This window comes from Candidatus Thiodiazotropha sp. CDECU1 (assembly GCF_963455295.1).
GTDB lineage: Bacteria > Pseudomonadota > Gammaproteobacteria > Chromatiales > Chromatiaceae > Thiodiazotropha.
This window is the reverse complement of the sequence record NZ_OY734020.1, coordinates 3,628,045-3,653,904: the sequence shown is the minus strand read 5'-3', so window position 1 is coordinate 3,653,904 and position 25,860 is coordinate 3,628,045. Positions and strand designations below refer to the sequence as shown.

Here is a 25,860-nt window from a genome sequence, read left to right as displayed (position 1 = left end):
GAAAAAAATGCCATAAATAATCAAAAACTTGATACAATATATCAATGATTAAAAATAGAGGGCAATCAGATGAAACTTGATCGATTCGATCGCCGGATACTTGAAGAGCTGCAACGGGATGGACGTATCAGTAATCAGGATCTGGCTGAACGGATTGGTCTCTCTCCCTCTCCCTGCCTGCGTCGTGTGCGCGCTTTGGAGGAGTCCGGCATTATCACCGGATACAGGGCTCTCCTGGATGCAAACAAACTGGAGCTTGATCTGATGGCGCTGATTCACATCTCCATGGATCGACATACCCCCGAGCGATTTGAAAACTTTGAGCGCAAAATCATGAGCCTGCCGGAGGTCCTGGAGTGCCTGTTGATAACTGGCCAGGATGCGGACTATCAGGTCAAGGTGGTGGTGCGGGATATGGAGGCCTATCAGATCCTGTTATTGAACAAGATCACTCGAATCGAAGGGGTTACAGGGGTCCATTCCAGTTTTGTCATGCGCAAGGTTGTGAACACCACTGCACTGCCTGTGTGAAGCTGTAAACCTGATTTGATAATAATGAAATTGGGATTACAGCCTCGGTTGTCTAAAAGGTGTTGCCGGTCGTTTATGCACTGTTCTGGGCATCAGGCAACAATGGGGTCTGGTAAAAGTGCTGCGACAGCCAGTCGATTGCCTGATCCATGTCAAAGAAAGATTTAACCGCAATATCCTTGAAATAGGTGCTGGCCGCGATGCGCGTCATGATCACGTCCTTATGGTCTCTTTCGATGAACGCAACCGCTTTTAAGCGACTTTTTGTCTGTTGCAGCATGGCAATCTGCACAGGGATCGATATGGAATAACGTCCCTTTCTTTCCATCAGCGCGGGAAGGGGTTCATTGAACCTGTCCAAATAGTCGGTGACGGGTTTGATGTCCTGTTCTTCCAGTTCGCCATTCGTGTAGATGACAACATGCAGGTAACGACCATCCACTATACAAAGCGTGACTTTTCCGGTGTCGAGCATATCCATGACAATTAATTATAGTCGATCTTAGCTGTATGGAGTCTGACGTTTTGAATGGTTTATAGATGGGGATAGGCTAGGTTTCAAGGCGGGCGCCAGACTGGGTTCTGATATGCCTGGTGCAGATGAATTGGATCCGCGAAGCCGTCGAAAGTATATCCCTTGATGCTGTTATGGTTAAACCGCTCCTTGGGTGCGCAATCGAGTCCTGGGGGGGTATACGCCTGGGAAATGTGTGCTGCCTCGCATAATTTTCACCCCTGATGTTAGATCAATCAATCTCCGAACAGGGATGGAATCTAATAAAATATGTAATTATTACAATATGTTATAAATAATCCACCGATTATTGCCTTAAGGGGAAATTAATAAAAATCTACTTGAAGAATTGAAAATTGGTCATATACTTTCGCTATAAATGGGAAATAATTCCCATTTTTAATCTTGTCTCATCGCTATATCCAGTGTTTTAGACAGGCATGCATATAGCGGAGGATGTGAACATGAATCAGTCAAAATCAGGATTATTTATCACTATTTTACTTGTGGTTCTACTTGGTGCCTGCGGTGGTGGTGGTGGCGGTGACAGTGCCAGCAGCAACGGTGACTTTATAACTGTGGGTAGGATAGATGGCTTTGGTAGCGTGTATGTCAACGGGATCAAATTCGATACCTCACATGCCCAATACCAGGTGGATGATGAGCAGAGCTACGATGATTCCTCATTGGCGGTGGGAATGAAGGTTCGTGTGGAAGGCACTGTGAACCAGGATGGCACTACTGGTGTTGCCGATATCATTACATACGACGATGACCTGGAAGGCCCCATCGACAGCGGTTCGCTTGTGAAGAGTGGTGAGACAGCTACTCTGACTGTGTTGAGAATGGCGGTCCTGGTGGATGCCAACAGCACAGTGTTCGATGACGGTGCCTCCTTCGATGGTCTGGCTGAAGGGCAGGAGATCGAGGTTAGCGGTTTTTTTGATGGCACTCAGATTGTGGCATCACGTATCGAGTTACAAAACGACAGTGACAGTGATTACGAGATAAAAGGCACCGTAACCAGCTATGACGGCAGTGAAATAACCCTGGTGTTGCAAAATGGCGTCGTGGCCGGTCCTTTCCCACTCGGTTCCAGTGTCGATCTGGACATACCTGCCGATCCTCTTGGGCTGTTCGTTGAGCTGAAGCTCGATAATAGCGGTGGGTCGCTAGAGGTTGTACGCATCGAGAGTGACGATAGCGATCTGATCGATGACGATGATCAAGAAGTTTCACTGCGTGGCATAGTCGCTAACGACGGCAGTGGCGGCTTATCGGTGAATGGTGTCCTGTTCGAAGTTACCCCGGACACCTATTATGAACCTGAATCACTTGAGGGGAGTATCAGTGCGGGAATGGAGTTGGAAGTGGAAGGCTACATGCAGGGTGATATCTTGATCGCTGAAAAAGTCGAGGCGGAAGATGGCGAGATCGAGATAGAAGCCCGGGTAAGTGGCGTTCAAAGCAGCGATGCCAAGAATGGCACGATTACCCTGGATCTGGGGAATAGCCAGAGTTTGGATGTGATGACAGACAATTCCACCCTGTTCGAGGACAGCTCTGATTTTGACCAAGATGGCGATGGCAGCTTCAACCTGGATGAACTCATGGATGGGGATTATGTCGAGGTTGAACTGAGGCGCATGGGCGATCTTTATGTGGCTATAAGCGTGGAGCGTGAAGATGAGTCGTCCGCGACCAAAATCGAGGCACCCATAGAGGCGGTCAGCGACCATGTTTCAGTCACATTGGTGGGTGCTGTCTTTACTGTCTATGAAGCCACTGAGTACGAGTTGGATGATGATCATACTGACGCTGACACTTTTTTCAATCAGGTAAGTGTTGGTGACAGGGCCGAGATCAAGGACAGTGACTGGGACGGTTCCATCGAAGAGATTGAGTTGGAGCGCTCAGGTTCTTAAGCCAGTAATTTGTATAGCTTTTATATTGTCAACTTTTGCCAGAGCTTGGCAGCAGGTACATCGTAAAAGGGTATCTGCTGCCATTTTTTCGTTAGGGCCAGTATATGTATATGTTGAATCGCACCAGCGGGTTGTGTGCTTCAGCACTAAACCAGATCATGCGCACAGGCTTTGGGATTTGCCTATGGTAATGTGGTTGTTATGCTTTTATGATCAGTGCTTGATGTAATTGCGGGTGTCTCTTGCCCTTGCAGATTAATCAGGAACGGAGTCCCCAACACCCTGTGGATCATTATAATGGCGGTATTTAAATCGTTTATTCACCATCTCGGTGAAAATTCCCATATCTACTCGACACAGGAGTTGGATAATCTCATATCCGCTGATGAGCATCCGGGCTACATGCTCAAGCATCGTGCCGAACTGCTGCTTGAGCGCATACGATTTCTCGCTTCACTGTTTGCGATATTGGTCCCCCTCTGGCTGGTCGTTGACTTTTTTCTGTTGCCTTTAAACCTGTTCTGGCCAATCGTTCTAATCAGGTTGTTATCGACCCTGCACTTTGTCTATCTGGCGCGTTATCGTACCGAGCAGATATCACTTAAATCGAGTCTGATTCTTTTGACGGGGATGTTGATCAACCTGCCTTTGACCTTCTTTGCCTCGGCACACTATCTGGCATTGGTGCCACCCGAGACTATTTATCATCTACCCGTACAGTTATATACACTGTTGCCCTATATCGCAGTCGCCATTTTGGGTCTGTTTCCGCTGACACTGCTGGAGTGTTCGGTTTTGGCCCTGTTGGTGGCCGTGTTGACTATGACAGGTTGGGGGTACTACTCGGCGCTACCCGGCCTGGACTTGCTCCCGACCCTGTGGCTGTTGATCATAATCCTCGGGATCGTGTTATTCACATCCACGATACAGTTGCAATACATGATCACCATGATTACCCGTGCCGATCATGATCCCGTGACTGGGGCGCAGACCCGCAAGTCAGGAGTGCAGAGTCTGGCGAAGGCGTTTCAGCAGGCAAAACTGCATAATGAGTTTTTGAGTATTGCCCTTGTGGATATCGATAATGTACAGAATATCATTGCAGAGTATGACTATGCGACTTATGACCATGTTGTTTTGGAGGCGGCGGAAATATTGTCTGAGGATCTGCGCAACAACGATATGCTGGTGCATTGGGGGGAAAAGGTTTTCATGTTGATACTGCCGGGTACGGACTGCAAGGGTGCAAAGATAATTGCGCAAAGAATCCTAAATCAGAGTCTCGGCACGCTACCGGACGGACGTCCGGTAACGGCAAGTATCGGTGTCAGCGAAAGATCAATGGATGATGTGGCGGAGTGGTCCGGCATGCTGGAACTGGTCGATACGCGTAGGGATGATGCGAAGCGGCAGGGCAAGGACCGGTATGTACTTTGCGGCGAAGAGAGTGGCGCGGCTACGTATTAAACCCTTCAGCGTCCACATCTTCTACCCATTGGCTATTGCAGTCTCAGGAACTCCGGTATCAGCCAGGGATCGCCTACTACCACACTCACGTGGTTGACGAACAACAACACAAAGCCCATTAACAGCAGGACATAACCGGATAGTCGCTGAAGGTCCACTGCTGCCTCTGTCATGGTCGTCTCCTTGTCTAATTTTCAGGCCACGAGGCTATTAATAGCAGCAGATCCGCCAATATAACAGAGTATTTTAGTAGGGAAATAGGGGGCGTTCCGGCCCGGTCTCCCCATGTCCGGCTGTTTCAGATCTTTTTGATAAAGACCTTGGAATTGCGGCGGTAGTTGTAGAGCGCCAGTTTGCGCATTGGCAGACCCTTCAGGTCGGCCTGTACAAACCCCCGCTCCCTGAACCAGTGTGCCGTCTGGGTGGTCAATATGAACAGCTGCTCGATTCCCAGCCGCTGTGCTTTATTCTCCATATGCGCCAACAGCCTGTCGCCCCGGTCACTGCCCCTGTAGTCGGGGTGAACCACCACACAGGCCAGTTCCGCCATCGACTCCTTCGGGTAGGGAAAGAGCGCGGCGCAGGCGATTGCCATGCCATCCCGCTCCATCAGGGTGAAACCCTCGATCTCTGTCTCCAACAGTTCCCGGGAACGACGCACCAATACACCCGATTTCTCAAGTGGTGTTAGCAGTTCGAGCAGACCGCCCACATCATCGATACGCGCGGTACGGGTCTCTTCATAGGGCTCTGCAGTGATAAGTGTGCCGATGCCATCCCGGGTGAAGAGCTCTCTCAGCAACGCCCCGTCCTGCTTACGGTCGATGATGTGTATGCGTTTGACCCCGCTGCGACAGGCGCTGACTGCAGCCTTGAGGTGTTGCTGCAGATCCTGTGGCATTTTTTTACGCCGTTGCAACAGAGCATCAACCTGCTTCGGAACAATGTTCGTGATCAGTCTGTTACGAGAGTCAGTCAATCCTTTTGCTTCCACAAGAGAGATCAGCTTTTCAGCGCCCAATGCAACCGCGACCGAGGCGGCCACATCAGCGGCACTGAGATTGAATACCTCGCCCGTGGGTGAATAGCCCAGTGGCGGCACTATGGCGATAGCGCCTGCCTGCAAACGTTGTTCCAGCCCGTCCGAATCCACACGCCGAACCTTACCGGTGTGACAGAAGTCGATACCGTTTCTGACCCCGATCGGCTTTGCGGTGACAAAGTTACCCGACGCCGCCCGGATGCGGACGCCTGCCATGGGTGAGTTTGCCAATCCCATGGAGAGCAGGGCCTCGATCTCGACCCGTACCGAACCGGCGGCCTCCTTTACACAGGTCAATGCTGCATCGTCGGTGATCCGCAGGCCATCGACGTACTCTGTTTTCACACCCCGGGTCTTGAGGCGTTCCTCGATTTGCGGACGGGCGCCGTGAACCAGCACCAGACGTATGCCCAAACCGTGTAATAGGGCGATGTCATGTACCAGATTGGCGAAACCGGCATCCATTACCGCTTCTCCCCCAAAGGAGATGACGAAGGTACGGCCTCGGTGGGCATGGATATAGGGGGATGAGCCCCGAAACCACTCGACGAAGCTGTTCGATGATTCGTTCGTGGGTTGTGTCATACGGTTTAACCCATTGTCTATAAACAGAATTGCCTGATCAGAGACTGTATCAGGTTGATCGCGGGTTGAATATGCTTTAGTGGCAGATATTCGTCCGGCTGATGGGCCTGATCGATACTGCCTGGGCCACAGATGACAGTCTGCATGCCCATACTGTTGAGATAGGGACCTTCGGTACCGAAGGCGACCGCGCCAGCCGGCGAGCCGGTAAGTTTCTCCACGGCTTGTACTATCGCTGCCTCCCGGGGTGTCTCCATGGCCGGGATACCCTCGAAGACCGGGATCAGCTCCCAACTCAGACCGGTGTCGTGCAGACGCTTACCGAGCCTCTCTTTCAGCTCGCTGCGCAGATGCTCCACTGACATCCCAGGCAGCGGCCGCAGGTCGAACTGCAACTCACACTCGCCACATATCCGATTAGGATTGTCGCCCCCGTGGATATGGCCAAGATTGAGGGTTGGGAAAGCGACCTTGAAGGCCTGGTTTTGATAACGTCGTTGCAGCTCGCCACGCCATTGGATGACTTCACCCAGAACCTGATGCATTCCGTCAAGGGCATTGACTCCCAGGCTGGGATCGCTTGAGTGTCCCGCGTGGCCGTGCAGACGAATCGACTCCATTGAGATGCCTTTGTGCATACGCACAGGCTGCATGTTGGTAGGCTCGCCTATCATCGCATGCCGCCCCAGCCGGCGCTGCAGGTCGGTGAGGGACTTTGCTCCACACATGGTACTCTCTTCATCCGCGGTGGCGATGATCACCAATGGCTGCTTCAGTTGCTGCAGTGGCAGCTCCCGGATCGCTTCGAGGATCACGGCGAAGAACCCCTTCATGTCAGCGCTGCCCATACCGTAAAAACGATCATCCCGCTGTTGCAGGATCAGCGGATCGCTGTGCCACTTCTGTTCATCAAAGGGTACGGTATCGGTATGTCCCGAGAGCACCAGACCCTCATCACCCTCACCGGCGCTGGCGATGAGATTGAATTTGTCGGAATGACCGGGTATGGCTAGCACCTCGGTCGTGAATCCCAATTCGTTAAACCAGGCATGCAGATGTTGGATGACCTCCCGATTGCTCATATCCCAGGCAGGATTGACGCTGCTTACTGAAGCGGCATTGATCAATCGGCTCAGCATCTCTTGTAGAGTCAGTCTTTTCATGGCTCAGATTCTGTAGCCCTGGGTGGTATCTTGCAACCGGTATATGGCATCTCATCGTAACTTGAAAAAATCCGCTTCATTTGCTTTTGTTATAAACAAGGTCATTATTACAGGAGTTACACTGCCGATAGAGTTGCCAGGAGTGACCGCTAGCGAAAATTGTGGTGAGAAAAATAGCAATGCGCCTGTATATCAGACACCCGACAGATGTTCCGATAGATTTTCAGATTGGTGGTCAGGCCTCCACCAGTCGCGAGATGCTGACCAACTATAGCGAAGGCGGGCTCTGTTTCACATCCGATACAAAGGTGGAAGCTGGAACCGAGATCCATATCGCAATCCCCATTACACCACCCCAATTTCACGCCACGGGCATCGTTGTATGGTGCCGCGAGGAGCGGGGTAATTACCTGATTGGGGTTAAGTTCTCAGAGGAAGAGACGGCGTATGCGGTACGTATGGTGGAGCAACTCTGTTATATAGAGCACTACAAGCAAAATATTAAGCAGTCCCAGGGACGGGAGTTGACAGGAGAAGAGGCAGCCTTGGAATGGATAGACAGGTATGCCGATGAATTTCCCTCATGAAGAGTTCGGGATAACCCATGCATGATAGTGTCGCGAAGATATTCAGTGTATTCCTCAGTGTGGTGTTTCTACCACTGCATGCCGGGGATATTGTTACCCATAAACGTATCAGTCCCGACCTTGCCCTTGAAATGGTCAAGCATGCAGTGGAGGCATGCAGGCAGGATGGATATCAGGTGACAGCGCTGGTGGTGGCCAGTGATGGGGCTGAAGTTGCACTGATGCGCGATGCCCACGCCAGTAGATTCACCATTCAAATTGCCCGTGAAAAGGCAAATGCCGTGATCCTGTCTGGAGTTCCGTCAGGAGCGTTTCGTGACAACCGGCGTGATATCCAGCAAGAGATGAACCATGTGAAGGGCGTATTGGTTTTGCAGGGCGGTCTGCCCATCGCTGCCGGTGGTTACCAGCTGGGAGCGATTGGAGTGAGCGGTGCGCCGGGAGGCGACAAGGATGAAAAATGCGCAAGAAAAGCGATCGACAAGATTCAGGATCGTCTTGAATTCGCCGACTAGGCCGCTACTTCATAAACACAGCGGCCGCGATTGCAGCGATACCCAGCAGAAAGAATATCGTGGCTGAGGGTTTCCACATCGTATAGTTCAATGTCTGCGCATTTCTATCATGCAGCACAATCGCCAGGATGCCGGCGATGATAAAGATACCGCCCGCAACATAGGCGATGATCTGCAGGTATTCCACCTTGACCCGGGTCGAGCCTGCAACCCCGCCGCCGATGGTTTCAAATTTATTCGCCAGCAGTGGTTCGGTGAGCAGCAGCAGGACAAACAGGCTGCGTGCCTGGTTTTTGATATAGCGAACGGGTCCGAGATTCACTGGCATAGCCCTCATGTTGACTTTATCAATAGTAGTCAATCTCTGTTGTCGGCACTAGGTTCCAATTCTTCAATCACTTCTATTGCGAATGGCAACACATACTACTCATAGGGCATCTTCAGCGCTTGGTGATGTTATCCTTGAAAATCCAAGCTATCCAGGCAAATAACAAAGAGGTGTCTGTAATGTACAGTTTCAATACTACTGTTGAAGGCGATATGGAGGGTGCGGAAGCGCGGGTTGTGGCGGCCCTCAAGGAAGAGGGGTTCGGGGTTCTGACGGAGATCGACGTCCAGGCCACCATGAAGGCGAAACTGGATTTAGATAAACGCCCCTATAAGATCCTCGGCGCCTGTAATCCATCACTGGCGAATCAGGCCATCGACGCCGAGCCGGATATCGGTCTACTGCTGCCTTGTAATGTGGTTATTCGTCAGGAGGAGGATGGCACTGTTACCGTTGCCTTCATGGATCCGGTCGCTGTTTTGCAACTCGTGGAAGGTGAGAAGATCGCAGCCATGGCGAGGGATGTGAAAGGTCGCTTGGAACGGGTGCGTGACGCATTATGAACCAGCCTTGAGCTGGGTATGCCGGGCCGCTTTTCTTGCTGCACCCGGGCCGTAGCCAAACTGCTTTTTGAATGCCTTTGCAAATGCGGCTTCCGATTGGTAGCCGGAGAGTTCCGCGACTTGAGCCACAGACTGATCTCCGCTCTGGAATAGATTGTGTGCCCTGGACATACGCCAGCGGCTCAAGTAGTGCATGGGTGACAGGCCCACCAGCTGTGTGAACCGTCCGGAGAAGGCTGATCGCGACATGCCCGCAACCTGTGCCAAACGTTCGACACTCCAGGTGTGGGCCGGCGTTTCGTGAATCCTGCTCAATACCTTGCCTATCTTCTTGTCAGCCAGGGCGGCGAGGAATCCTACATCACTGTCACTTTTCAAGTGGTGCCGAATGGTATTGATAAACAGAACCTCGGATAGCTTATCGATCACGAGTCTACTACCCATCTGTGCGGCCTCTATCTCGTGTATCAACAAATGCCTTAAGGAGTGGGAAAAGGGGATACTGGTGATTCCATCATTACGGATGATCATCACTGCCGGCAGTGCCTCGATGAGTGGATTCCAGCTATCCCGATCGAAGTCGAAATAGCCACAGATCAAAGTGACACCTGGCCCCCCGGTTGAATCATCGGGTAGCTGATTGCGGGGGAAGTCGTCGGCGACGGGATATTGGCTGTTGCTGATCGTATGCCGGGCATCGTGGGGAAATACGATCAGGTCGTCACCGGCGAGGGGGATAGGTTCCTCACTGTCGGGCATGTGTAGCCAGCAGCCCCCGCTGGCCACCAGGTGGAAGGTGGCGCGGCGCTGTCCTGACGTGTCGACCGCCCACTCCCCACGAAAGCAGGCATGCAGAAAGACGCTTGCCTTGAGGTGCAGGGTCTGCAAAATCTCACTCAGAACATCCATGCCTGTAAATATAGCAAAATAGGACGAATGGACATAATAAACACATAAATAAGTATAGTTCGTCTTAATATTGGGCCTAATAATAGTCTCCATGTTAATTAAGAACGGAGAGAGAAAATGTCTGATGTAGCCATCTATACCCAGCCGTCATGCCCCTATTGCAGTCATGCCAAGGCGTTGCTGGAGTCACGCCAAATCGCCTATGAAGAGTTGGACGTGAGTGGAGATCCCCAGGTGCTCACTGAGATGATAGAGCGTACCGGCGGTCGCACCTTTCCACAGATTATGGTCGGTAACCAGGCGATCGGTGGTTTTGACGACCTGAGATCGCTGGATAGCAATGGAGAGTTGCTCCCGCTGTTACAGACCCAGAGGGGTAAAACTGATACCGGGGGAATATAGAACGGATGGATGGAGGTAAATGGCATGGCCGGGTAATCCGGCCATGGGGTTTTTGATCACTCGGTGATCTCTACGCCACGCCAGAATGCAACATAGTCCTTTATCTGTGCCGCGGCGGCTAATGGAGAAGGGTAGTACCAAGCAGCATCCGGGTTGGTCTTGCCGTCGACACAGATTGTGTAGTAGCTGGCCATACCTTTCCAGGCGCAAAGTGATGTGGTGTCACTGTTTTGGAAATAGTCGCGGTTTAAGGATGCAGGGGGAAAGTAGTGGTTGCCTTCAACAACCAGGGTCTCTTCGCTCTCAGCCACTATCCTGTCGTTCCAGATCGCTTTCATGGTTTCAGGTCAGTCCCATTATCTCTATCAGCTCACTGCTGGATACCACATGGCAGTAGATCATATTGATGATTTCCAGTTCCCGATAGTGCAGTTCATCAGTACCCGCGGCACAGCAATCTTCCACCACGATTACATTGAAACTCTCGTCGGCCAGGCTCCTCACTGTGGAAGAGACGCATTGGTCGGTAAATATACCGCACAGAATGATATTTTCGATCCCCATGTTGTGTAGTACCAATCTCAGATTGGTACCTGTAAGCGCGCTATCGGTAGTCTTGGTAATGACGATCTCACCCGCTGCGGGAGTCAAATCTGGAACGATCTGTGATTCATCACTATTCTTTGGTAGCAGCAGATAGTTCCACCCCGGCTTCTTCTGGCTGAGTGACCGATCCCGTCCATCTTCAAGCAGGCACGCAATACGGGCATGCAGGACGTCCATGCCTCTCTGGCGAAAACGGTTTTGCAGATCACGGGTAGTGGGAATGACGATATCATGCATGCGCTTTCTGAATGGAGCCCAGCGATCCCGTTCATGTGGATCATCCGCAGGTTGCAGGTAGATGTTCTGTATGTCTATGGTCAATAGTGCGGTGGATTGATAGGCAAGCGCCAGGTCCTGAGGTTCGGGTGCACCATCATAGTAGAAAGAACGATATGCCTGTTTCCAGTTCATCTCTCCTCCATTAAGCTATGCATGACAGCCTGTTCATGGTAATTGGAATAGTGGTTCTGTTTTTCGATTGTAACGGAATAGCGTATGCTTTGCCGGTAAAGTGAATAGGTATCAAACCAAGGCTTGATCGATAGTTTATTATTTGGGTGTAGGGTTACAAATTCATGGATGTCTTCATCAAGCATAAATCACATAGCTGGTGCGAGCTGACGCAGCTATATGAAAATATCATCCAGGTTTCCGTCTCGCTGCTGATAATCGTTGCTTTCCTGTCTGGTTGTAACAGTGATGGGGGTGATTCAGATGCTGTGATTCTTCCCGACGCGTCAACTGACTGGAACCGGGATATCTTGCTAACCAGCCTGCATATCGATCTTGCAACAATGACCGGTAGTGCCGATGTGGTCATGTCGGGTTCGCTCTCATCGACCGGTGCCTCCTTCGAAGTTGGCGATTTGGTGATAACGAATGTAACATCAAATGCAATTCAACTCGATTTCATGTCAGAACTCGGTCGTCTCGATGTAGGTGTTCCCGCATCTGCTGACGCGCAGACATTGACGATTGATTACAACTTCAGCTTGCACGATGACCTTAATGGCATCCTTGCCAATGGTGTAACCTTTTCCTGGCCATATTACTGCGGCAATATTTTTCCATGTAAATCAATACCTGCTGAGGGTAGCAGTTATGAACTTATACTTAGCGGGGTTCCTGATGACATGCTCAGCATATACCCTGAATCCATTCCAACTGATGCACCTGCATATATGATGGCCTGGGCTGTCGGCGATTACACCTATAGTATGCTCGGTGTGACATCCAATGGTACTGAGGTAGGTGTCTATTACCTGCCAGGTCAGGAGGAGAACGCGTTCGCCGGTACACAATACCTGCGGGATGTCTTCGATTGGTATGAACAGACATATGGCGAGTATGCGTTTGGTAACAAGGTGGCCAGCGTGTCAGTGGATTGGTTTGCAGGTGGATTCGGCGGTATGGAGCACCACCCTTTCTGGCACATAGAGGATGACGCCTTATCTGATCCTGTAGTACATGCCCATGAGGCGGTTCATGGTTGGTTTGGCAACGGTGTGCGTATCGCCTGCTGGGAGGATTTCGTCCTATCTGAGGGGATTGCCTCTTATCTGGCCGCGCGGGCGATGAGTGAGGTTGCGGGAGCGGATTTCGGTACCCAGGTCTGGTCATCATATGAAGATAGACTGAGCCATTTGCAAAACGGTAATGAGAACAAGGTCGCCTGGCCAGAGGGGTGTAATGAAGTTGACATATTGGAGGATGGGCTTTTTGGCACTGCGCCCTACATGAAGGGGGCATTCTTCTTCAAGCACCTGGAGTATGTACTGGGTGTGGAATCTTTAGACCAGATGCTTGCTGACTTTTATGCAGTAAACAGAGGAACAGCAGTCACAATGCAGGATCTTCTGGATTTGATTGCCGGGAGTAGTGATTATGATCCTGGTGCATGTGCGGAGGCATGGCTAGGTAGCGAAACGATCCCTGACGGCGCGAACTGTGCCTATCAATGAAAGCGCTTGGTATGTTTCTGTAAAAATCCCCCAAACAGTGGGTTGGATTCAGCTATTCAAGGTTTCAAATTCGACACTGTCCCTACCAGTATCCTTTACAGTGTAGAGCAGGTGGTCAGCGCTACGTATCAGGTCATCACGATTACTCTCCATCTCGGGATAGATATTTGATAAGCCCACGGAAACAGTGACGCTCGGCCCGCTGGGGGCATCGGGATTCGGGATCTCGAGTTTACGGATGCTATCCATTAATTTGAGAATGAGCACCAGGGAGTCGTCCAAGTTGCTATTGCTGTACACAAGCATGAACTCATCCCCGCCATAACGGGCGCAAATATCGTTCGGTCGTTTGGTGAATGAGCGGAGTACATCGCTGATGGCCTTGAGGCACTCATCACCGGCACTATGACCATGACTATCATTCAGGCACTTGAAATGGTCGATATCGATTATGGCCAGGCTGATGGGTGCCTGCTCCCGGGTACAACGATTCCACTCATTGGCGAACCACTCATCGAAATATCTTCGGTTTGCCAGACCGGTCAGGCTGTCGAGGCGTGAGAGTCGCACTATCTGCTCTTCAGCCAGTTTTCTTTCTGTGATAATGCTGTGTGATATGACAATATATCTTTCGCTGTTGAGATCGAAGGGAATCACCCGCATCTGAAACCAACGCTCCTCCTGAGGGCTGTGACAAGGATATTCGTAATAAAACCGATCCCTTGTATTATCGATCACACTTAGGATGCCTTCCTCCGCTTCACCTCCCAGGCTATCCCCTCTATCAGCAGCGAGGCTGCAGGCCTCCAGGTAATTCGTGCCGATCCAGTTTTTCGATGCCGGGAAGCTGTTCTCTATACCAAAAAAGACCCAGCTCTGATTGACATAGAGAATCTTGCCCTCGAGGTCTATGACAGCGATGTGGTCAGTAAGCGTATCGAGAATGGATGTGAGAAAATCGGTGGAGATGGACATGGAGATCGCTACCTGAGTTGTTGTATTTGTTTGCTCTCGAAAAAGCTGCACTGAAGCAGTGAATTGTTGCCGGTGTATATCGGAATATAATTCCCCAAACAAACCAGTTTCAGTACAAATGAAATAGTATTCTTGTCTGAGCAATCTAGTGATTTACCCATTTTTTTATGTGGCAGTACTGAGTATGAATATAGACAATATAGTCAATCTAATCTGCTAGATTATCTAATTATGGCAAATGCGATGAGAGCCGTTGTAAACACCGTGTATGAGCTTGATGCAGAGAATCGAATCTATCGCATAGCAGGGGAGTGGGATGATTTTCTGGGTGATAACACCTCCAATGACCAGCCTTGAGTCCCATATCCATGATGATACGACACGCATGCTAATCAACTCTGTGATAGCGGGTGTTAGGCAAACAAAAGTCAGGAAATCAATCAATTACCAATGCGACTCTCCCGAACTATAGCGCTTCATGGTGATCTTGATCGAACCCTTGATGCATGATGGTGTTCGCTTATCTCACTCCTTTCTGAGATCGGAGCCGCTAGACCCGCCGATATATATTCAGCCCGCATCAAGGTGCGCAACAGAGGGCAACGCCCGCTGCAGTATCTGTAATCAAATCGAGGTGGATCGAAGTGGCCTGAGTCTGAAGGCACCTAATTTGCTCAGAGTATTGAGGTTTTATTGCCAATAATCAAAATCATTACTATTGTGGTTGGTATACTTCGGTTGGGAATTTGATGTTGGGTGAGTCCTGGTATGAATGATGAAGTAGGGTCCGAGTTGGAACTTTCTGAAGATAATGATGATCAGGCTAAACCTACCCATATAGTGGGTATTGGCGCCTCCGCAGGAGGTCTGGAGGCCATCGAGGCCTTTTTCAAGACCATGCCACCCGACAGTGGCGTCGCTTTCGTGGTGATTCAGCATCTCTCCCCCGATCACAAAAGCCTGATGGCGGAACTGCTCTCGAAACGGACCCATATGCCGGTACACAGGGCGGAGGATGGCATGTGGGTGGAGATGAACTCAGTCTATCTGATACCCCCCAACAAGAATCTCAGGTTGTTTCACGGTCGTATCATCCTCTCCGAGCAGGATAGGGATTCCCGGGGTATCAATCTGCCCATCGATATCTTTTTCCGTTCCCTGGCTGAGGATCAGGGCGCCAAGGCGATAGCCATCGTACTCTCGGGTACGGGTAGTGACGGCACCAGCGGCATACGCGCCATCAAGGAAGAGCTTGGCATGGCCATGGTGCAGGTGGAGGAGACGGCAGCCTTTGACGGTATGCCGCGAAGCGCTATCGCGACCGGGTTGGTGGACTATATATTGCCACCGGAAGAGATGCCCGCCCAGCTGCTGAGTCTTCAGGCAACAAAGCACTCTCAATAAAGCACTATAGCGATGACTTTATTGCTGTTGCTGAGGTTTTTTTCTCACCTAACAGTTGGCCCGTTCTGAATATAGTGTTTGCGCGGATTCGTGGTAAGTCCCACATGATGGGAATAGAACCATTTTAGAGCAAAAGGTGATAACAGTGTGGTTAGGGTGATGACAATCACCATGCCGGCGTAAACTTCTACGTTGAATATTCCGGTAGATCTCCCCAGCTCCGCAAAGATCAAGCCAACCTCACCCCGTGGTACCATTGCAAGTCCAATTGCAATTTTTTGTTTGGTGCTGGCTTGGATCAGCAAGGCTCCGGTAAACTTGGCGGCAACGGAAACGAAGAAGAAGCTCAATGCGAAGGACCAGATAAAGGGAGAGGTCCAGTCGATCTCCCTGAGACTCAGTGACAGCCCCACCGTGACAAAAAAGATAGGACTGAAGATGTAGACGATTGGGTTCATTTGAACCTCAATGCGTCCGGCAAACTTTCTGTCGTTATGCAGTGCAACTCCGAAGGGAAGAAAAAATCTTCTCGACAGGGCCAGGCCGGCAGCGAAACCACCCAGCAGTTCCGGGGCTCCCACCACATGGGCCAACCAGGCGAAGAAGAGCACCAGGGAGATGATCATGATAGGTATCAAGCCTGGGGTTTCCGAGTAGTCATCAAAACGCCTGATCAATACCGAGATGAGCTTTGCAGCGATGGGGGCCAAAATGAAAAACAGCATAATAAAGGTCAATACCTTGCTGACATTAATAACACTAACACCACCACTGACGGAAAACTCGTAAAGAATTGCGAGTAGAATAACGCCCATTACATCATCGAGAACCGCAGCTCCAAGAACAATCTCACCCTCTTTTTCATGCTGTCGATTCAAATCACTTAGAACCCTGATTGTGATACCGATACTGGTTGCTGTGAGTGTTCCACCAATGAAAAGTGAAACCAGACCGCTCAAATCGAAAACCCAGTAGCTCAGTACAAAGCCGCTTACCAGGGGCATGAAAAAGCCACCCATGGCAACGATCAGGGATTGTCTGCCGGCATGGATGAGGCGTCGGATATCAGTCTCAATACCTACCTTGAACAGCAACAGGATAATGCCGATCTCAGCCAATAGCTGGATGGTTGTAGTCGGTTCGATCCAGCCCAACAGACTTGGGCCAAGGATCACGCCGGCGGTAAGTTCGCCAAGCACCGCGGGTGCCTGCAACCGCACCGCCAACTCAGCGAGGAGTCGTGAGACTATCAGAATAAGGAGAAGATGGACGAAAAATGTATGAGTATCCACAAGTGTCAGACCTACTTTCGTAGAGAAATCAGACACTTGATGTGACTAACATGTGAGTCGTCATGCCCTACATCGACTACTTAGAATAATAATATGACAAACTGGATGAAAAATATTTGACCCTGGACAGGATATATGACGATTTTTTAAAGTTACCAATATGGAGTAGAACAAAATTCCTGTTGGTTATGATACCAACCCGAAGCATCCCGGGTTATCAGTCGAGTCAATGCTAAACCATGAAATCATGTTACAAGGCAATTCTTTTTGATCTTTTCGGTACGCTGATCAGCGTTGCAAAAACCGCAGGGAGCGAGGGTCGCTACACGGCTGATATATTGGGATTGGATCGCAAACTCTGGAACAGGACATGCTTTGGTGAACATCACGATATTCTGAATGTAACCGACCATGCTGAGACAGTGAAACGCATGGCCCACAGTCTGGACCCCTCCATCCCGGTCAGCAGAATTCAAGAGGCAGCGGAGATACGCCAGCAGCGTTTTGATATGGCATTGACCCAAATAGAACCTGGGATTCTCGCGACCCTGGAGTCACTGAAACAAGATGGTTTGTCCCTGGGTCTTATATCCAACGCTTCAACCGGGGAAGTTCGGGCCTGGACCGAGTCACCCCTTGCTCCACTCTTTGATTCGGTTCACTTCAGTTGGGAGTGTGGAGTGAAAAAGCCGCATCCGGAAATATACCGGATGGCACTGTCAGAGATGGCAATGGAACCTGACCAAGCGCTGTTTGTCGGGGATGGCAGCAGTGACGAACATCTCGGGGCACATGGGTGCGGTATCGACAGCCTGTTGGTGACCTATTTTCTGAATAGGGATAATAGAGAAGATTTACATCACCGCGGTCGAGGATCAAAAGGGACGATTAAACATATCCATGAGTTAAAATCGCTCATATTACCTGAGTCTTAATGACTAGACCCGCCACTAACGAGGTGCTCCGCCCGTTGCGACTTCGAAGTCACCGGAGGGCTCCGCACTGGCAACGCTATAGACGGCGTTTGTCACCGCAGGCATTGAGTAATAATGAAAAGAATATGATTCCCAAGGATTTGCATGCAGTGTGCATGACGCCTCACAGATAATTCCAGTTGAATAAACGCGATTAATTATTTGCGTCTATGTGGCAAAATGCTTGAGCTGTTGAATATAGCTCAATTGTATTGTGTGAATTCGGCTGGATTGAGTTAACTGGCAAGTGATATTACATCTGATGCCAGCATTGAATATATGGTTACTTCAATAATTTATTGTGAGTTGAGGGCCCAATTATTACGCGTGATATTTGGCGATAAAATCGTGATATTCTCGTGATAGGCCAGTGAACTTTGCTATCCATATTTACAACTAACATATTGGGTGATTAGAGGGTGATACGATGAGATTAATTGTGTGGAGTGGCCTGCTGGGATTAATGGGATTGTTTTCAGGCTGCGCCAATTCGGTTACTGAACAGGCGGAATTGTCTGAAGAGAAACTGCAGGGATTGTCGGTTGCGACTTTTGCCGGCGGCTGCTTCTGGTGCGTCGAAGCCGGATTTGAAATGCTTCCCGGGGTCAAACAGGCTGTTTCCGGTTATAGTGGAGGCAGGGATAAAAACCCGACCTACCGAAAAGTCGCAAGAGGAGGAACCGGACATACGGAAGCTGTGCAGGTCTATTACGATCCAAATATCATCAGTTATTCGGGTTTGATTCAGGGCCTATGGCGGATGATGGATCCCACCGATTCACAGGGCCAGTTCTACGACCGTGGCAAGCAATACCGACCGGCCATCTTTTATCACAATGCCAAACAGAAAAAAATAGCGGAACGATCCCGCGATGAATTGACCGCCTCGGGACGCTATGAGAAACCGGTGACAATTGAGATTGTTCCATTCAAAAAATTCTACAAGGCTGAAGAGAGACACCAGAATTACTACAAGAAGAACCCGATACGATATAACTTCTATACATTCAACTCAGGTCGTTATCAGTTCGTGGACGAGAATTGGGGTGAAGAGCGTTATGTGGATTACACAGAATATCGTGACGAACCTGTAACGGAGACCGGAACAGCTGACAAGCCTGTTAACTATAGCAAACCGTCCGAGGAAGTTGTCAGGCATATGCCAACCCCGATGCAACACCAATGACTTAGGGCCTGTTAACAGGCCCTAGAAGAACGATACAGAACCGTCTTTCGAAAACGCCTGCTAGAAATAGAAGCGGTATGGGAACTACAAAAAAAAAATCGCATAATGCCGATTATGAAAATCGGCTGATATGCGATTATACCAAATGGGGTAATCTGTTTTGTATCTTCTTATATCTACCCTTTATCAATAAGAGACTTTTGTAGTCCTGAATGTCTCTTTTCTCTCTCCTATTGTATTAAGCGCTAGCCAGTCAGCTAAGTGTCATTGTTGTTAGGTTTCAATTATTAATTTCTTCTTTTTATTGCCCTGACATACCGCCCATGCCGGACATGCCGCCCATGCCGGACATACCGCCCATGCCGGACATACCGCCCATGCCGGACATACCGCCCATGCCGGACATACCGCCCATGCCGGACATGCCGCCCATGCCGGACATACCACTCATGCCGGACATACCACCCATGCCGGACATACCACCCATGCCGGACATCCCGCTCATACCAGCTGGATATAGATGAACACCTTGAGGTGTCACCTTATAGGTGCCATACATCCCCGACATGCCGCTCATGCCGGACATACCGCCCATACCGGACATGCCGCCCATGCCGGACATACCGCCCATGCCGGACATACCGCCCATGCCGGACATGCCGCCCATACCGGACATACCGCCCATACCGGACATACCGCCCATACCCGACATGCCACTCATGCCATCCATACCGGACATACCGCTCATGCCAGATTGCTTATCCGCAAACGCGATTGATGCACTTGAGAGGGTCAATGCGAGAGTGATGACTGAGGCTAGTTTCTTCATGATTCGATCTCCAAAATAGTATTTATAATTGTGTAATTCAGATATGTTTATGCCTTATCGGCATAAGCAGTTCGCAATAACCACACCAAGAAGCGATTCTGCTATCGAATCTGTAAGCGCTAAGAGTGCTATACTATTGAATTATCTAGAATAATTTGCTGAGTTGATATGAGGGGATAGATAATTGAAGAGAATAATTATTAACCAAAAATATTGAAATACTTGCCAATTTGGCAGTAAAAATCCCGGATACTGACAATCTGTCATGCCCGTCCGCCAGCTGTTCATTTTATTCTGACGTCACTCCCCTTACTGCTATCCTAGCCATGCTATGCAGGTGCGGCCACAGTGTGGACTCGGTCAGTACCGCTGACATAACACTCACCTCGAGCGATAGCAGTAGTTGAAATTTGTCAAATAAGAAGGTAGCAATAGCAACCCGGCGATTCACGCGAAAGTATAAAGACCTGGTCGTTCATCTGTCATTGCAGCCTCATGCTTACGCTGAACTGACGAGAGATAATATGCTTAGGTTGGAATCTGCTTTTCATAGCTCTTTTCCCGATTGAATGATCAAAACAGGTAACCGATTCTCAGCGCGGCGCCAAGTCCGGTATTTACACCAGGCGCAATTGGCTGCAGGTTGATATTATGCTGACCAGCACCGATGAGTATGCCAGTGTTTGCCCTGATTTTAGATAAAGGATTAATTTATGAAGTGCATATCACATATCATTCTTGGATTAATAATTTACCTGCTACAGGTCCAGTTTGCTTTTGCCGATGAGAAGGGACTTTTATGGCAAATCAAAGGGAGCAATGTGGATTCCTGCTTGTTTGGCACCATCCACAGTGAGGATCCCCGCGTTACACAACTGCCTGAAGCTGTTGAAACCTATTTTAATAACGCGGATATCCTGATGCTGGAGATGTCTCTCGATCTAATGACTTCCGCTAGAGTGGCAGGTCTGATGCTACAAGATGCGGATGGCTCCCTCAGTAAACAGGTGGGCAAGTCTTTGGCACAGGAGGCTACAGTGGCAATGCAATCGCTGGGTGTTCCACCGCAGGTAACTGAATTTTTACAGCCTTGGGCAGTTGTCATGACCTTGAGTGCGCCGCCTCAGGTGAGTGGGCAGTTTCTTGACAAGAAGCTCTACAGCAAGGCTATTGCAGCCGGTAAACAATTTCAGCCATTGGAGAGTCCTGAGGAGCAAATATCGGTTTTCACCTCAATGACAATTAAGGAACAGAAATCGCTGTTGCACAATGTGTTGGATGAGTATCAAAGTTACCCGGGAATGTATAAACAGTTGACCAAGGCATATTTGGCAAGAGATCTTGATAAGCTGGTGGAGATCAGTTTCGCCAACCCTATGAGTGACGATCCTGCTTTACAGGACAAGGTCATGGAGCAGCTGCTGACCCGGAGAAACCATCGCATGGTTGAACGGATGGAAGCGTATTTTAACCAGGGTAAAGTTTTTATTGCTGTTGGAGCGCTACATCTCGTTGGCGAGGAAGGATTGATTTCACTGTTACGCCAGCGAGGCTATACAGTGAGTCGAATCTACTGATAGAGAGCCAGGTAAACATAATTTATCGGGCTTGACCTCAACAGCTAGATCGAACCCTCTAACCGATCGGTGTAATCCTAGTAAAGGTAATTTTACCCTGAAATAATTCATTTACTATGTATATAGTGAGTGCATGGGTGTTGTGCGGACTGAAACAGGATTGTCATGTGCATAGGTTAAATTGAGATAAGCACAGAGGAGATTACAATATGGCCTCAATATATAGAGTAACTTACTCCTCCCTTGTATTGGCAGTTATGACCGTTATATCGAGCGAGACAGTCCTTGCAGCCTGTAACTCAACCGTGAACGGGCGTCCAATGAGCCAACAGGAGTGTGCCCTGAGCATGCAGGTTTATGGGCAGGTCATACCAGGTGACTATCTGATGGACCAATATGGTAACTGGGTCAATGCCAATAATCCCATGCATCGGGGGAATACCTACAGGGACGCACAGAGCTCACGGGGAGGTTCCTGGGGCGGTCGTTCCTACGTCAGTCCCAACACTGTGTATGACGCAAGCGGTGGTTGTGAGGGTGGAGACTGCGTCAACATTATCGATTAAAGAGCCTTTTCCTCATCTTCAGGGCGGTAGAACTCAGGCCACTCGCGCGCAACGACCGGACCATCGGTGGCCAGGGCGAAGCAGGTGTCCAGAATAACCGGCTTTTCCTGCTTGTCACTATGTGGTTTCCCTGGATTATGCAGGCTGTTCAATGTCTGAAATGCAGTGGTTGCCATCTGCGCCAGCATTTCCGTGATGTGGGTGCAGCCTTTGTTGCCCCCAAGAATCGATCTGATGCGCCTGTTCCAGCCGGGTCCAATCCGCTCTCCTACGAGGCTGGGGAAAGAACGGGTTCCACCCTGACAGTGATCATAGGGTGCCCAATCGGTGACGGCTTCCGCAGCGACGATATGGAAATCCATATCCAGGGTCAGCCGAATCCACATCTCGTGCAGGGATTCGCCTGCCCGAATCTGGCCGCCACGATCGGTATTCGGGATGTGAAACGGCTTGGTGTCGACCAGGTGGCCTTCGATATCCAAGAGACCGTCGTCCCTGAGATAGCCTTGAAGCGCCAGTTTACGGGTATGCAGCGGTTTACGTGTGACAGCGAGGGATAATGGCATAAGGGAACAGATCCAGCAAAAGGCAATGATTATACGAGATCGATAAAGCGCGATAAACCATAATTGAATTGCAGGTTAGGATGAGGATCGCCCGCTAAAGCCTTTGCTTACGCGCACTCAACCGGTTACTTTGTGGTTTATCCTTAACCAGAGAGCCTCGCCCATTTATGTTGCTCAATTACATACAGCCCGTTTTCCGTCCGCCCAGTGAGGCGCAGTCACTGATCCTGCAGGTCAGCAACGGATGTTCCTGGAATAAATGCACCTTCTGTGAAATGTATACTGAGCCACAGAAGAGATTCAAACCCAAACCTATCGCAGAGACCCGCAAGGAGTTGCAGCAGTTCCTCAGCCTGGGTATCCCTGTGCGACGTGTGTTTCTCGCCGACGGGGATGCGATGACACTCTCATATCGTCGCTTACATGAGATCATGCAGGCCATAAATGAATACCTCCCGGATATTCAACGGGTATCCGCTTACTGTCTGCCGCGCAACATCAAAAACAAGTCTGTCGAGGAGTTGCAGAGATTGCGTCAGATGGGTTTGGAGCTGGTATATATCGGTTGCGAAACCGGCGATGACCTGGTGTTGGAGCGGGTCGACAAGGGTGAGACCTGGCAAACCTCACTGGATGCCCTGCAGAAACTTCAGCAGGCAGGTATCAGGCGGTCGGTGATGATCCTGAACGGTCTTGGCGGGGTGCGCCACAGCGAACAGCATGCGCTCAATTCCGCTTCCCTGATGAACGAATCGCAACCTGAATATCTCGCTACACTGGTTGTCAGCTTCCCAAAGGGGCAGCAACGCTTGCAGCAGGGTTATGCAGGGGAGTTTCAGATGTTGAATCTGCGTCAATTACTTGAAGAGATGGAGGTGATGTTATCCGCGCTTAATCTCGAAAAGACTATATTCCGCAGCGATCATGCATCCAATTATCTGATCCTCAAAGGCGTACTCAACAAGGATAAGGAACGGCTTTTGAACCAGGTCCGGACTGCACTCTCACACCCCGAGTCGACGAGTTTTCGTGCTGAATGGCAAAGAGGTTTGTAGTAAGCATCTATACTTAATAGTGACTATAAAGGAGAGCGGGAATTAGGGAGGTGCGATGATGAAGGGTAAATTATTCTATTTCTTAATATTTGCGCCGTTTTTAATCAGTTGCTCAGGCTATGTGTTCCATACCCTGCCAGACCTTGACGGCCCTTCGGGCAGAGCCATGGGTATCAATAATCGAGGTGACATTGTCGGTTATTGTGAAACCGAGGCTGGAGATTTTCATGCCGTATTGTGGGAGGGTGGCGCTGCTACCGACCTGGGAACCCTGGGCGGGGATAACAGCTATGCGTTTGCTATAAATGATGACGGTGTGGTCGTGGGTTACAGTCACACTGCCGATGGTAAAGTGCATGCCTTCATGTGGCGGGATGGCATCATGACCGATATCCATGATACTGAATTGCCACCCATTAATGAAAGTTATGCTCGCGCAATCAATACTGGTGAGTCAATTGCAGGAACAGTTGGATATGGGGGTGTAATGTGGCGAACGCCGGACGATTACGTCTGGCTCTTGGATGGGAGCGGCCTCAGCGGGCCATCGGATGCCCATGATATCAATGACTCCAATCAGGTGGTCGGTTGGCACCACTCAAGTGATGAGGCCTTTATTTGGGAGGATGGATTGATGGAGATACTTCCCCATCTTGGTATCAATCGTTCCAGGGCGTATGGGATCAATAACGCAGGTCAGGTGGTCGGCAATGTGTTCGATCCCGATAGCCATGAGGAACAGGCCGCCATTTGGGAGGGCGGTGCCCCACCTGTATTACTGGGCTCTTTAGGCGGTTCGTATAGCAGGGCAAACGATATCAACAACTCAGGAACAATCGTCGGAGCGGCGAAAAAGGCCGATGACGCCACGGTCCCGTTCTACTACAAGCTTTCGGATGGGGTTATGACAGAGTTGATGAATATTGGAATCGGTTCTGCCAGAGCTGTAAATAACAACGGTGTCATCGTAGGGTATGCTGTCAATTCCGCCGGGGATGATAAACCGGTAAAATGGGTCTGGTCGCGTGTAAGGTGGCCCTGGGAGTAGTTGCTTGAAGAAATATGAAGGTGATTGAGTATTGCCCTAAGTGTGGAAACGACGGACTGGCGTGGAGAGAAGGCAAGCAATGGGTCTGCCATCATTGCGGCTTTACTTATTATCATAATACAGCAGCAGCCGTTGGCGCGGTGCTGCTGTATCGTGATGAGGTTTTGATGACAGTAAGAAAGCATAGCCCAGGGCAGGGCGCACTGGACCTGCCAGGCGGTTTTGCCGATCACTATGAATCTCTGGAACAGGTGCTGACAAGGGAAGTAAATGAAGAGCTGATTGTTGTTGTTGATGTGAGTGACTGGCGTTACCTGTTCTCATTTGCCAATCGTTATCCATATGCCGGGATTTCTTATTACACTTGATAGCATAGGTTTTTAATCAGTGCGCGATGCGGTACGAAAACTACAGAAAACAAAAGGATAATCCGGTTAACGAATGTAATCTGTTCCATTGTCCTGATTTTTTGATTGTCTGTTTAATAATTACAGGGCGCGGATACCCAAATATAACCACCTGTCTATGACAACTGAACAGGATGCTCGGTCCATCTGGTCGATCCTATTTAAATCATGCACTATTTCTGAGAGAGCATGACTTGATGATAGACACTAATATACTAGGAATATGGTCTATGTTTGATTGTACTTTGAGAGATGTCATGAAGAATCTTATTTTCAAATCATTGGTGTCTCTACTAACCTTTCTTGTGATGCCATCAGAGAGTTTTGCGAATTCATGGACATGTCACTATGCGGAACTAACAAGGAATGTGGTTATCTTCTATCCAAATGAACCAAACACATTACCCTGCAAAGTCTACTATACAAAGCCCAAGGAAAATATTATGCCGCGTACATTATGGAAAGCTGAACATGAAGATACTTATTGTGAACGAAAAGCTGTCGAGTTCATTAACAACCTGGAATCAAAGGGCTGGCAGTGTGCCAGTGACAATGATCGTTAATCCAAGTCGCTCCATTCTTCACAAAATATCGATACCCTGCATTATAATCTGAGAATGCGATACCTGAGAGTCTGTGGGTGTTAATGGATAAATATTTTCAGGGCAATGTGATGAATAAGAAAATCACGCTATAGCGCATTTAAATTAATTTGCTTTTAAGCTGTCTAAGCCATGACTCGACTTACATAAAGCTGTAGAGGACTGGCTTTTGTTATTTATGAGCACTTTCCAAATTTATTGAATCCGTCTTCCCCTCTAACTCGTAAATTCATGTGATGGGAGTTTCCAGAGCTGTTGTAACAGAAACTTCTTTTTTTTCT

At 49.5% G+C, this 25,860-nt stretch carries 27 protein-coding genes and 1 pseudogene; 16 read left to right on the top strand and 12 right to left on the bottom strand.

The window, feature by feature from the left end; genetic code table 11:
- The first annotated feature begins 69 nt into the window (after positions 1-69).
- Positions 70-531 (top strand): Lrp/AsnC family transcriptional regulator, encoded by a 462-nt coding sequence (locus R2K28_RS16645; protein ID WP_116448679.1) that lies wholly within the window; start codon positions 70-72, stop codon positions 529-531.
- 73 nt (positions 532-604) lie between these two features.
- On the opposite strand, the gene R2K28_RS16640 is transcribed toward R2K28_RS16645, so the two are convergent.
- The gene (locus tag R2K28_RS16640) at positions 605-1,012 is read right to left on the bottom strand and encodes a hypothetical protein (RefSeq protein WP_316366205.1); all 408 of its coding nucleotides are present in this window, start codon (positions 1,010-1,012) and stop codon (positions 605-607) included.
- A gap of 497 nt (positions 1,013-1,509) precedes the next feature.
- On the opposite strand from R2K28_RS16640, the gene R2K28_RS16635 reads away from it, so the two are divergent.
- Entirely contained in the window at positions 1,510-2,970 is a 1,461-nt protein-coding gene (locus R2K28_RS16635) for a DUF5666 domain-containing protein (RefSeq protein WP_316366203.1), read from the top strand.
- A 297-nt stretch (positions 2,971-3,267) separates the two neighbouring features.
- Positions 3,268-4,437: a GGDEF domain-containing protein gene (locus tag R2K28_RS16630; protein WP_316366201.1), complete on the top strand. Its 1,170-nt coding sequence runs from the start codon at positions 3,268-3,270 to the stop codon at positions 4,435-4,437.
- 32 nt (positions 4,438-4,469) lie between these two features.
- Here R2K28_RS16630 and R2K28_RS16625 read toward each other — a convergent pair whose 3' ends face one another.
- The 3 genes from R2K28_RS16625 to argE form a co-directional block, all read right to left on the bottom strand.
- On the bottom strand, positions 4,470-4,610 hold the full coding sequence (locus R2K28_RS16625; protein WP_316366198.1) for a hypothetical protein: 141 nt from the start codon (positions 4,608-4,610) through the stop codon (positions 4,470-4,472).
- A gap of 125 nt (positions 4,611-4,735) precedes the next feature.
- Positions 4,736-6,064: an amino-acid N-acetyltransferase gene (gene argA, locus R2K28_RS16620; RefSeq protein WP_316366196.1), complete on the bottom strand. Its 1,329-nt coding sequence runs from the start codon at positions 6,062-6,064 to the stop codon at positions 4,736-4,738.
- A gap of 17 nt (positions 6,065-6,081) precedes the next feature.
- The gene (gene argE, locus R2K28_RS16615) at positions 6,082-7,227 is read right to left on the bottom strand and encodes an acetylornithine deacetylase (protein ID WP_316366195.1); all 1,146 of its coding nucleotides are present in this window, start codon (positions 7,225-7,227) and stop codon (positions 6,082-6,084) included.
- Between the two features lie 164 nt (positions 7,228-7,391).
- Here argE and R2K28_RS16610 point away from each other — a divergent pair, with 164 nt between their 5' ends.
- Complete coding sequence (locus tag R2K28_RS16610; protein ID WP_316366193.1) at positions 7,392-7,814, top strand: PilZ domain-containing protein; 423 nt, start codon at positions 7,392-7,394, stop codon at positions 7,812-7,814.
- Between the two features lie 17 nt (positions 7,815-7,831).
- The gene (locus R2K28_RS16605) at positions 7,832-8,329 is read left to right on the top strand and encodes a GlcG/HbpS family heme-binding protein (RefSeq protein ID WP_316366191.1); all 498 of its coding nucleotides are present in this window, start codon (positions 7,832-7,834) and stop codon (positions 8,327-8,329) included.
- Positions 8,330-8,333: 4 nt separating this feature from the next.
- Here R2K28_RS16605 and R2K28_RS16600 read toward each other — a convergent pair whose 3' ends face one another.
- Positions 8,334-8,657, bottom strand: coding sequence for a hypothetical protein (locus R2K28_RS16600; RefSeq protein WP_316366189.1), 324 nt, complete (start codon positions 8,655-8,657; stop codon positions 8,334-8,336).
- A gap of 179 nt (positions 8,658-8,836) precedes the next feature.
- Between R2K28_RS16600 and R2K28_RS16595 the strand changes: the two genes are divergently transcribed.
- Positions 8,837-9,220 carry a DUF302 domain-containing protein gene (locus tag R2K28_RS16595; RefSeq protein ID WP_316366188.1) on the top strand — a complete coding sequence of 128 codons (384 nt, stop codon included), beginning with the start codon at positions 8,837-8,839 and terminating at the stop codon, positions 9,218-9,220.
- On the opposite strand, the gene R2K28_RS16590 is transcribed toward R2K28_RS16595, so the two are convergent.
- Entirely contained in the window at positions 9,215-10,129 is a 915-nt protein-coding gene (locus R2K28_RS16590; protein ID WP_316366187.1) for an AraC family transcriptional regulator, read from the bottom strand. The genes R2K28_RS16595 and R2K28_RS16590 overlap by 6 nt on opposite strands.
- A 117-nt stretch (positions 10,130-10,246) precedes the next feature.
- Between R2K28_RS16590 and grxC the strand changes: the two genes are divergently transcribed.
- Positions 10,247-10,531 carry a glutaredoxin 3 gene (grxC, locus tag R2K28_RS16585; RefSeq protein WP_316366186.1) on the top strand — a complete coding sequence of 95 codons (285 nt, stop codon included), beginning with the start codon at positions 10,247-10,249 and terminating at the stop codon, positions 10,529-10,531.
- A 56-nt stretch (positions 10,532-10,587) separates the two neighbouring features.
- Here grxC and R2K28_RS16580 read toward each other — a convergent pair whose 3' ends face one another.
- Together R2K28_RS16580 and R2K28_RS16575 are read right to left on the bottom strand one after the other, a co-directional pair.
- The gene (locus R2K28_RS16580) at positions 10,588-10,869 is read right to left on the bottom strand and encodes a DUF427 domain-containing protein (protein WP_316366183.1); all 282 of its coding nucleotides are present in this window, start codon (positions 10,867-10,869) and stop codon (positions 10,588-10,590) included.
- 4 nt (positions 10,870-10,873) lie between these two features.
- Positions 10,874-11,548, bottom strand: a complete 675-nt coding sequence (locus tag R2K28_RS16575) for a cysteine hydrolase family protein (RefSeq protein ID WP_316366180.1) — start codon at positions 11,546-11,548, stop codon at positions 10,874-10,876.
- Between the two features lie 164 nt (positions 11,549-11,712).
- Here R2K28_RS16575 and R2K28_RS16570 point away from each other — a divergent pair, with 164 nt between their 5' ends.
- The gene (locus tag R2K28_RS16570) at positions 11,713-13,098 is read left to right on the top strand and encodes a M1 family aminopeptidase (RefSeq protein WP_316366178.1); all 1,386 of its coding nucleotides are present in this window, start codon (positions 11,713-11,715) and stop codon (positions 13,096-13,098) included.
- Between the two features lie 48 nt (positions 13,099-13,146).
- Here the strand turns inward: R2K28_RS16570 and R2K28_RS16565 are convergent, their stop codons facing one another.
- Entirely contained in the window at positions 13,147-14,073 is a 927-nt protein-coding gene (locus tag R2K28_RS16565) for a sensor domain-containing diguanylate cyclase (protein WP_316366177.1), read from the bottom strand.
- A 768-nt stretch (positions 14,074-14,841) separates the two neighbouring features.
- Between R2K28_RS16565 and R2K28_RS16560 the strand changes: the two genes are divergently transcribed.
- Complete coding sequence (locus R2K28_RS16560; protein WP_316366176.1) at positions 14,842-15,477, top strand: chemotaxis protein CheB; 636 nt, start codon at positions 14,842-14,844, stop codon at positions 15,475-15,477.
- Positions 15,478-15,521: 44 nt separating this feature from the next.
- Here R2K28_RS16560 and R2K28_RS16555 read toward each other — a convergent pair whose 3' ends face one another.
- Entirely contained in the window at positions 15,522-16,769 is a 1,248-nt protein-coding gene (locus tag R2K28_RS16555; protein WP_316366174.1) for a cation:proton antiporter, read from the bottom strand.
- Positions 16,770-17,008: 239 nt separating this feature from the next.
- Here R2K28_RS16555 and R2K28_RS16550 point away from each other — a divergent pair, with 239 nt between their 5' ends.
- Both R2K28_RS16550 and msrA read left to right on the top strand, forming a co-directional pair.
- On the top strand, positions 17,009-17,704 hold the full coding sequence (locus R2K28_RS16550; protein WP_316366172.1) for an HAD family hydrolase: 696 nt from the start codon (positions 17,009-17,011) through the stop codon (positions 17,702-17,704).
- Positions 17,705-18,170: 466 nt separating this feature from the next.
- Positions 18,171-18,929, top strand: coding sequence for a peptide-methionine (S)-S-oxide reductase MsrA (msrA, locus tag R2K28_RS16545; RefSeq protein WP_316366170.1), 759 nt, complete (start codon positions 18,171-18,173; stop codon positions 18,927-18,929).
- 301 nt (positions 18,930-19,230) lie between these two features.
- Here the strand turns inward: msrA and R2K28_RS16540 are convergent, their stop codons facing one another.
- Positions 19,231-19,758, bottom strand: coding sequence for a hypothetical protein (locus tag R2K28_RS16540; RefSeq protein ID WP_316366169.1), 528 nt, complete (start codon positions 19,756-19,758; stop codon positions 19,231-19,233).
- Positions 19,759-20,591: 833 nt separating this feature from the next.
- On the opposite strand from R2K28_RS16540, the gene R2K28_RS16535 reads away from it, so the two are divergent.
- Both R2K28_RS16535 and R2K28_RS16530 read left to right on the top strand, forming a co-directional pair.
- Positions 20,592-21,335, top strand: a complete 744-nt coding sequence (locus R2K28_RS16535; protein WP_316366168.1) for a TraB/GumN family protein — start codon at positions 20,592-20,594, stop codon at positions 21,333-21,335.
- Positions 21,336-21,655: 320 nt separating this feature from the next.
- Positions 21,656-21,901 carry a hypothetical protein gene (locus R2K28_RS16530; protein ID WP_316366166.1) on the top strand — a complete coding sequence of 82 codons (246 nt, stop codon included), beginning with the start codon at positions 21,656-21,658 and terminating at the stop codon, positions 21,899-21,901.
- Here R2K28_RS16530 and R2K28_RS16525 read toward each other — a convergent pair.
- Entirely contained in the window at positions 21,898-22,467 is a 570-nt protein-coding gene (locus R2K28_RS16525) for a DUF2889 domain-containing protein (RefSeq protein WP_316366164.1), read from the bottom strand. The genes R2K28_RS16530 and R2K28_RS16525 overlap by 4 nt on opposite strands.
- A gap of 167 nt (positions 22,468-22,634) precedes the next feature.
- Between R2K28_RS16525 and R2K28_RS16520 the strand changes: the two genes are divergently transcribed.
- The 3 genes and pseudogenes from R2K28_RS16520 to R2K28_RS16510 all read left to right on the top strand — a co-directional run.
- Positions 22,635-23,522, top strand: a complete 888-nt coding sequence (locus R2K28_RS16520; protein ID WP_316366162.1) for a radical SAM protein — start codon at positions 22,635-22,637, stop codon at positions 23,520-23,522.
- A 166-nt stretch (positions 23,523-23,688) separates the two neighbouring features.
- Positions 23,689-24,570 (top strand): hypothetical protein, encoded by an 882-nt coding sequence (locus tag R2K28_RS16515; RefSeq protein ID WP_316366161.1) that lies wholly within the window; start codon positions 23,689-23,691, stop codon positions 24,568-24,570.
- Between the two features lie 14 nt (positions 24,571-24,584).
- Positions 24,585-24,854, top strand: a pseudogene (locus R2K28_RS16510) (NUDIX domain-containing protein); the annotation flags it as partial.
- Positions 24,855-25,860: the final 1,006 nt, after the last annotated feature.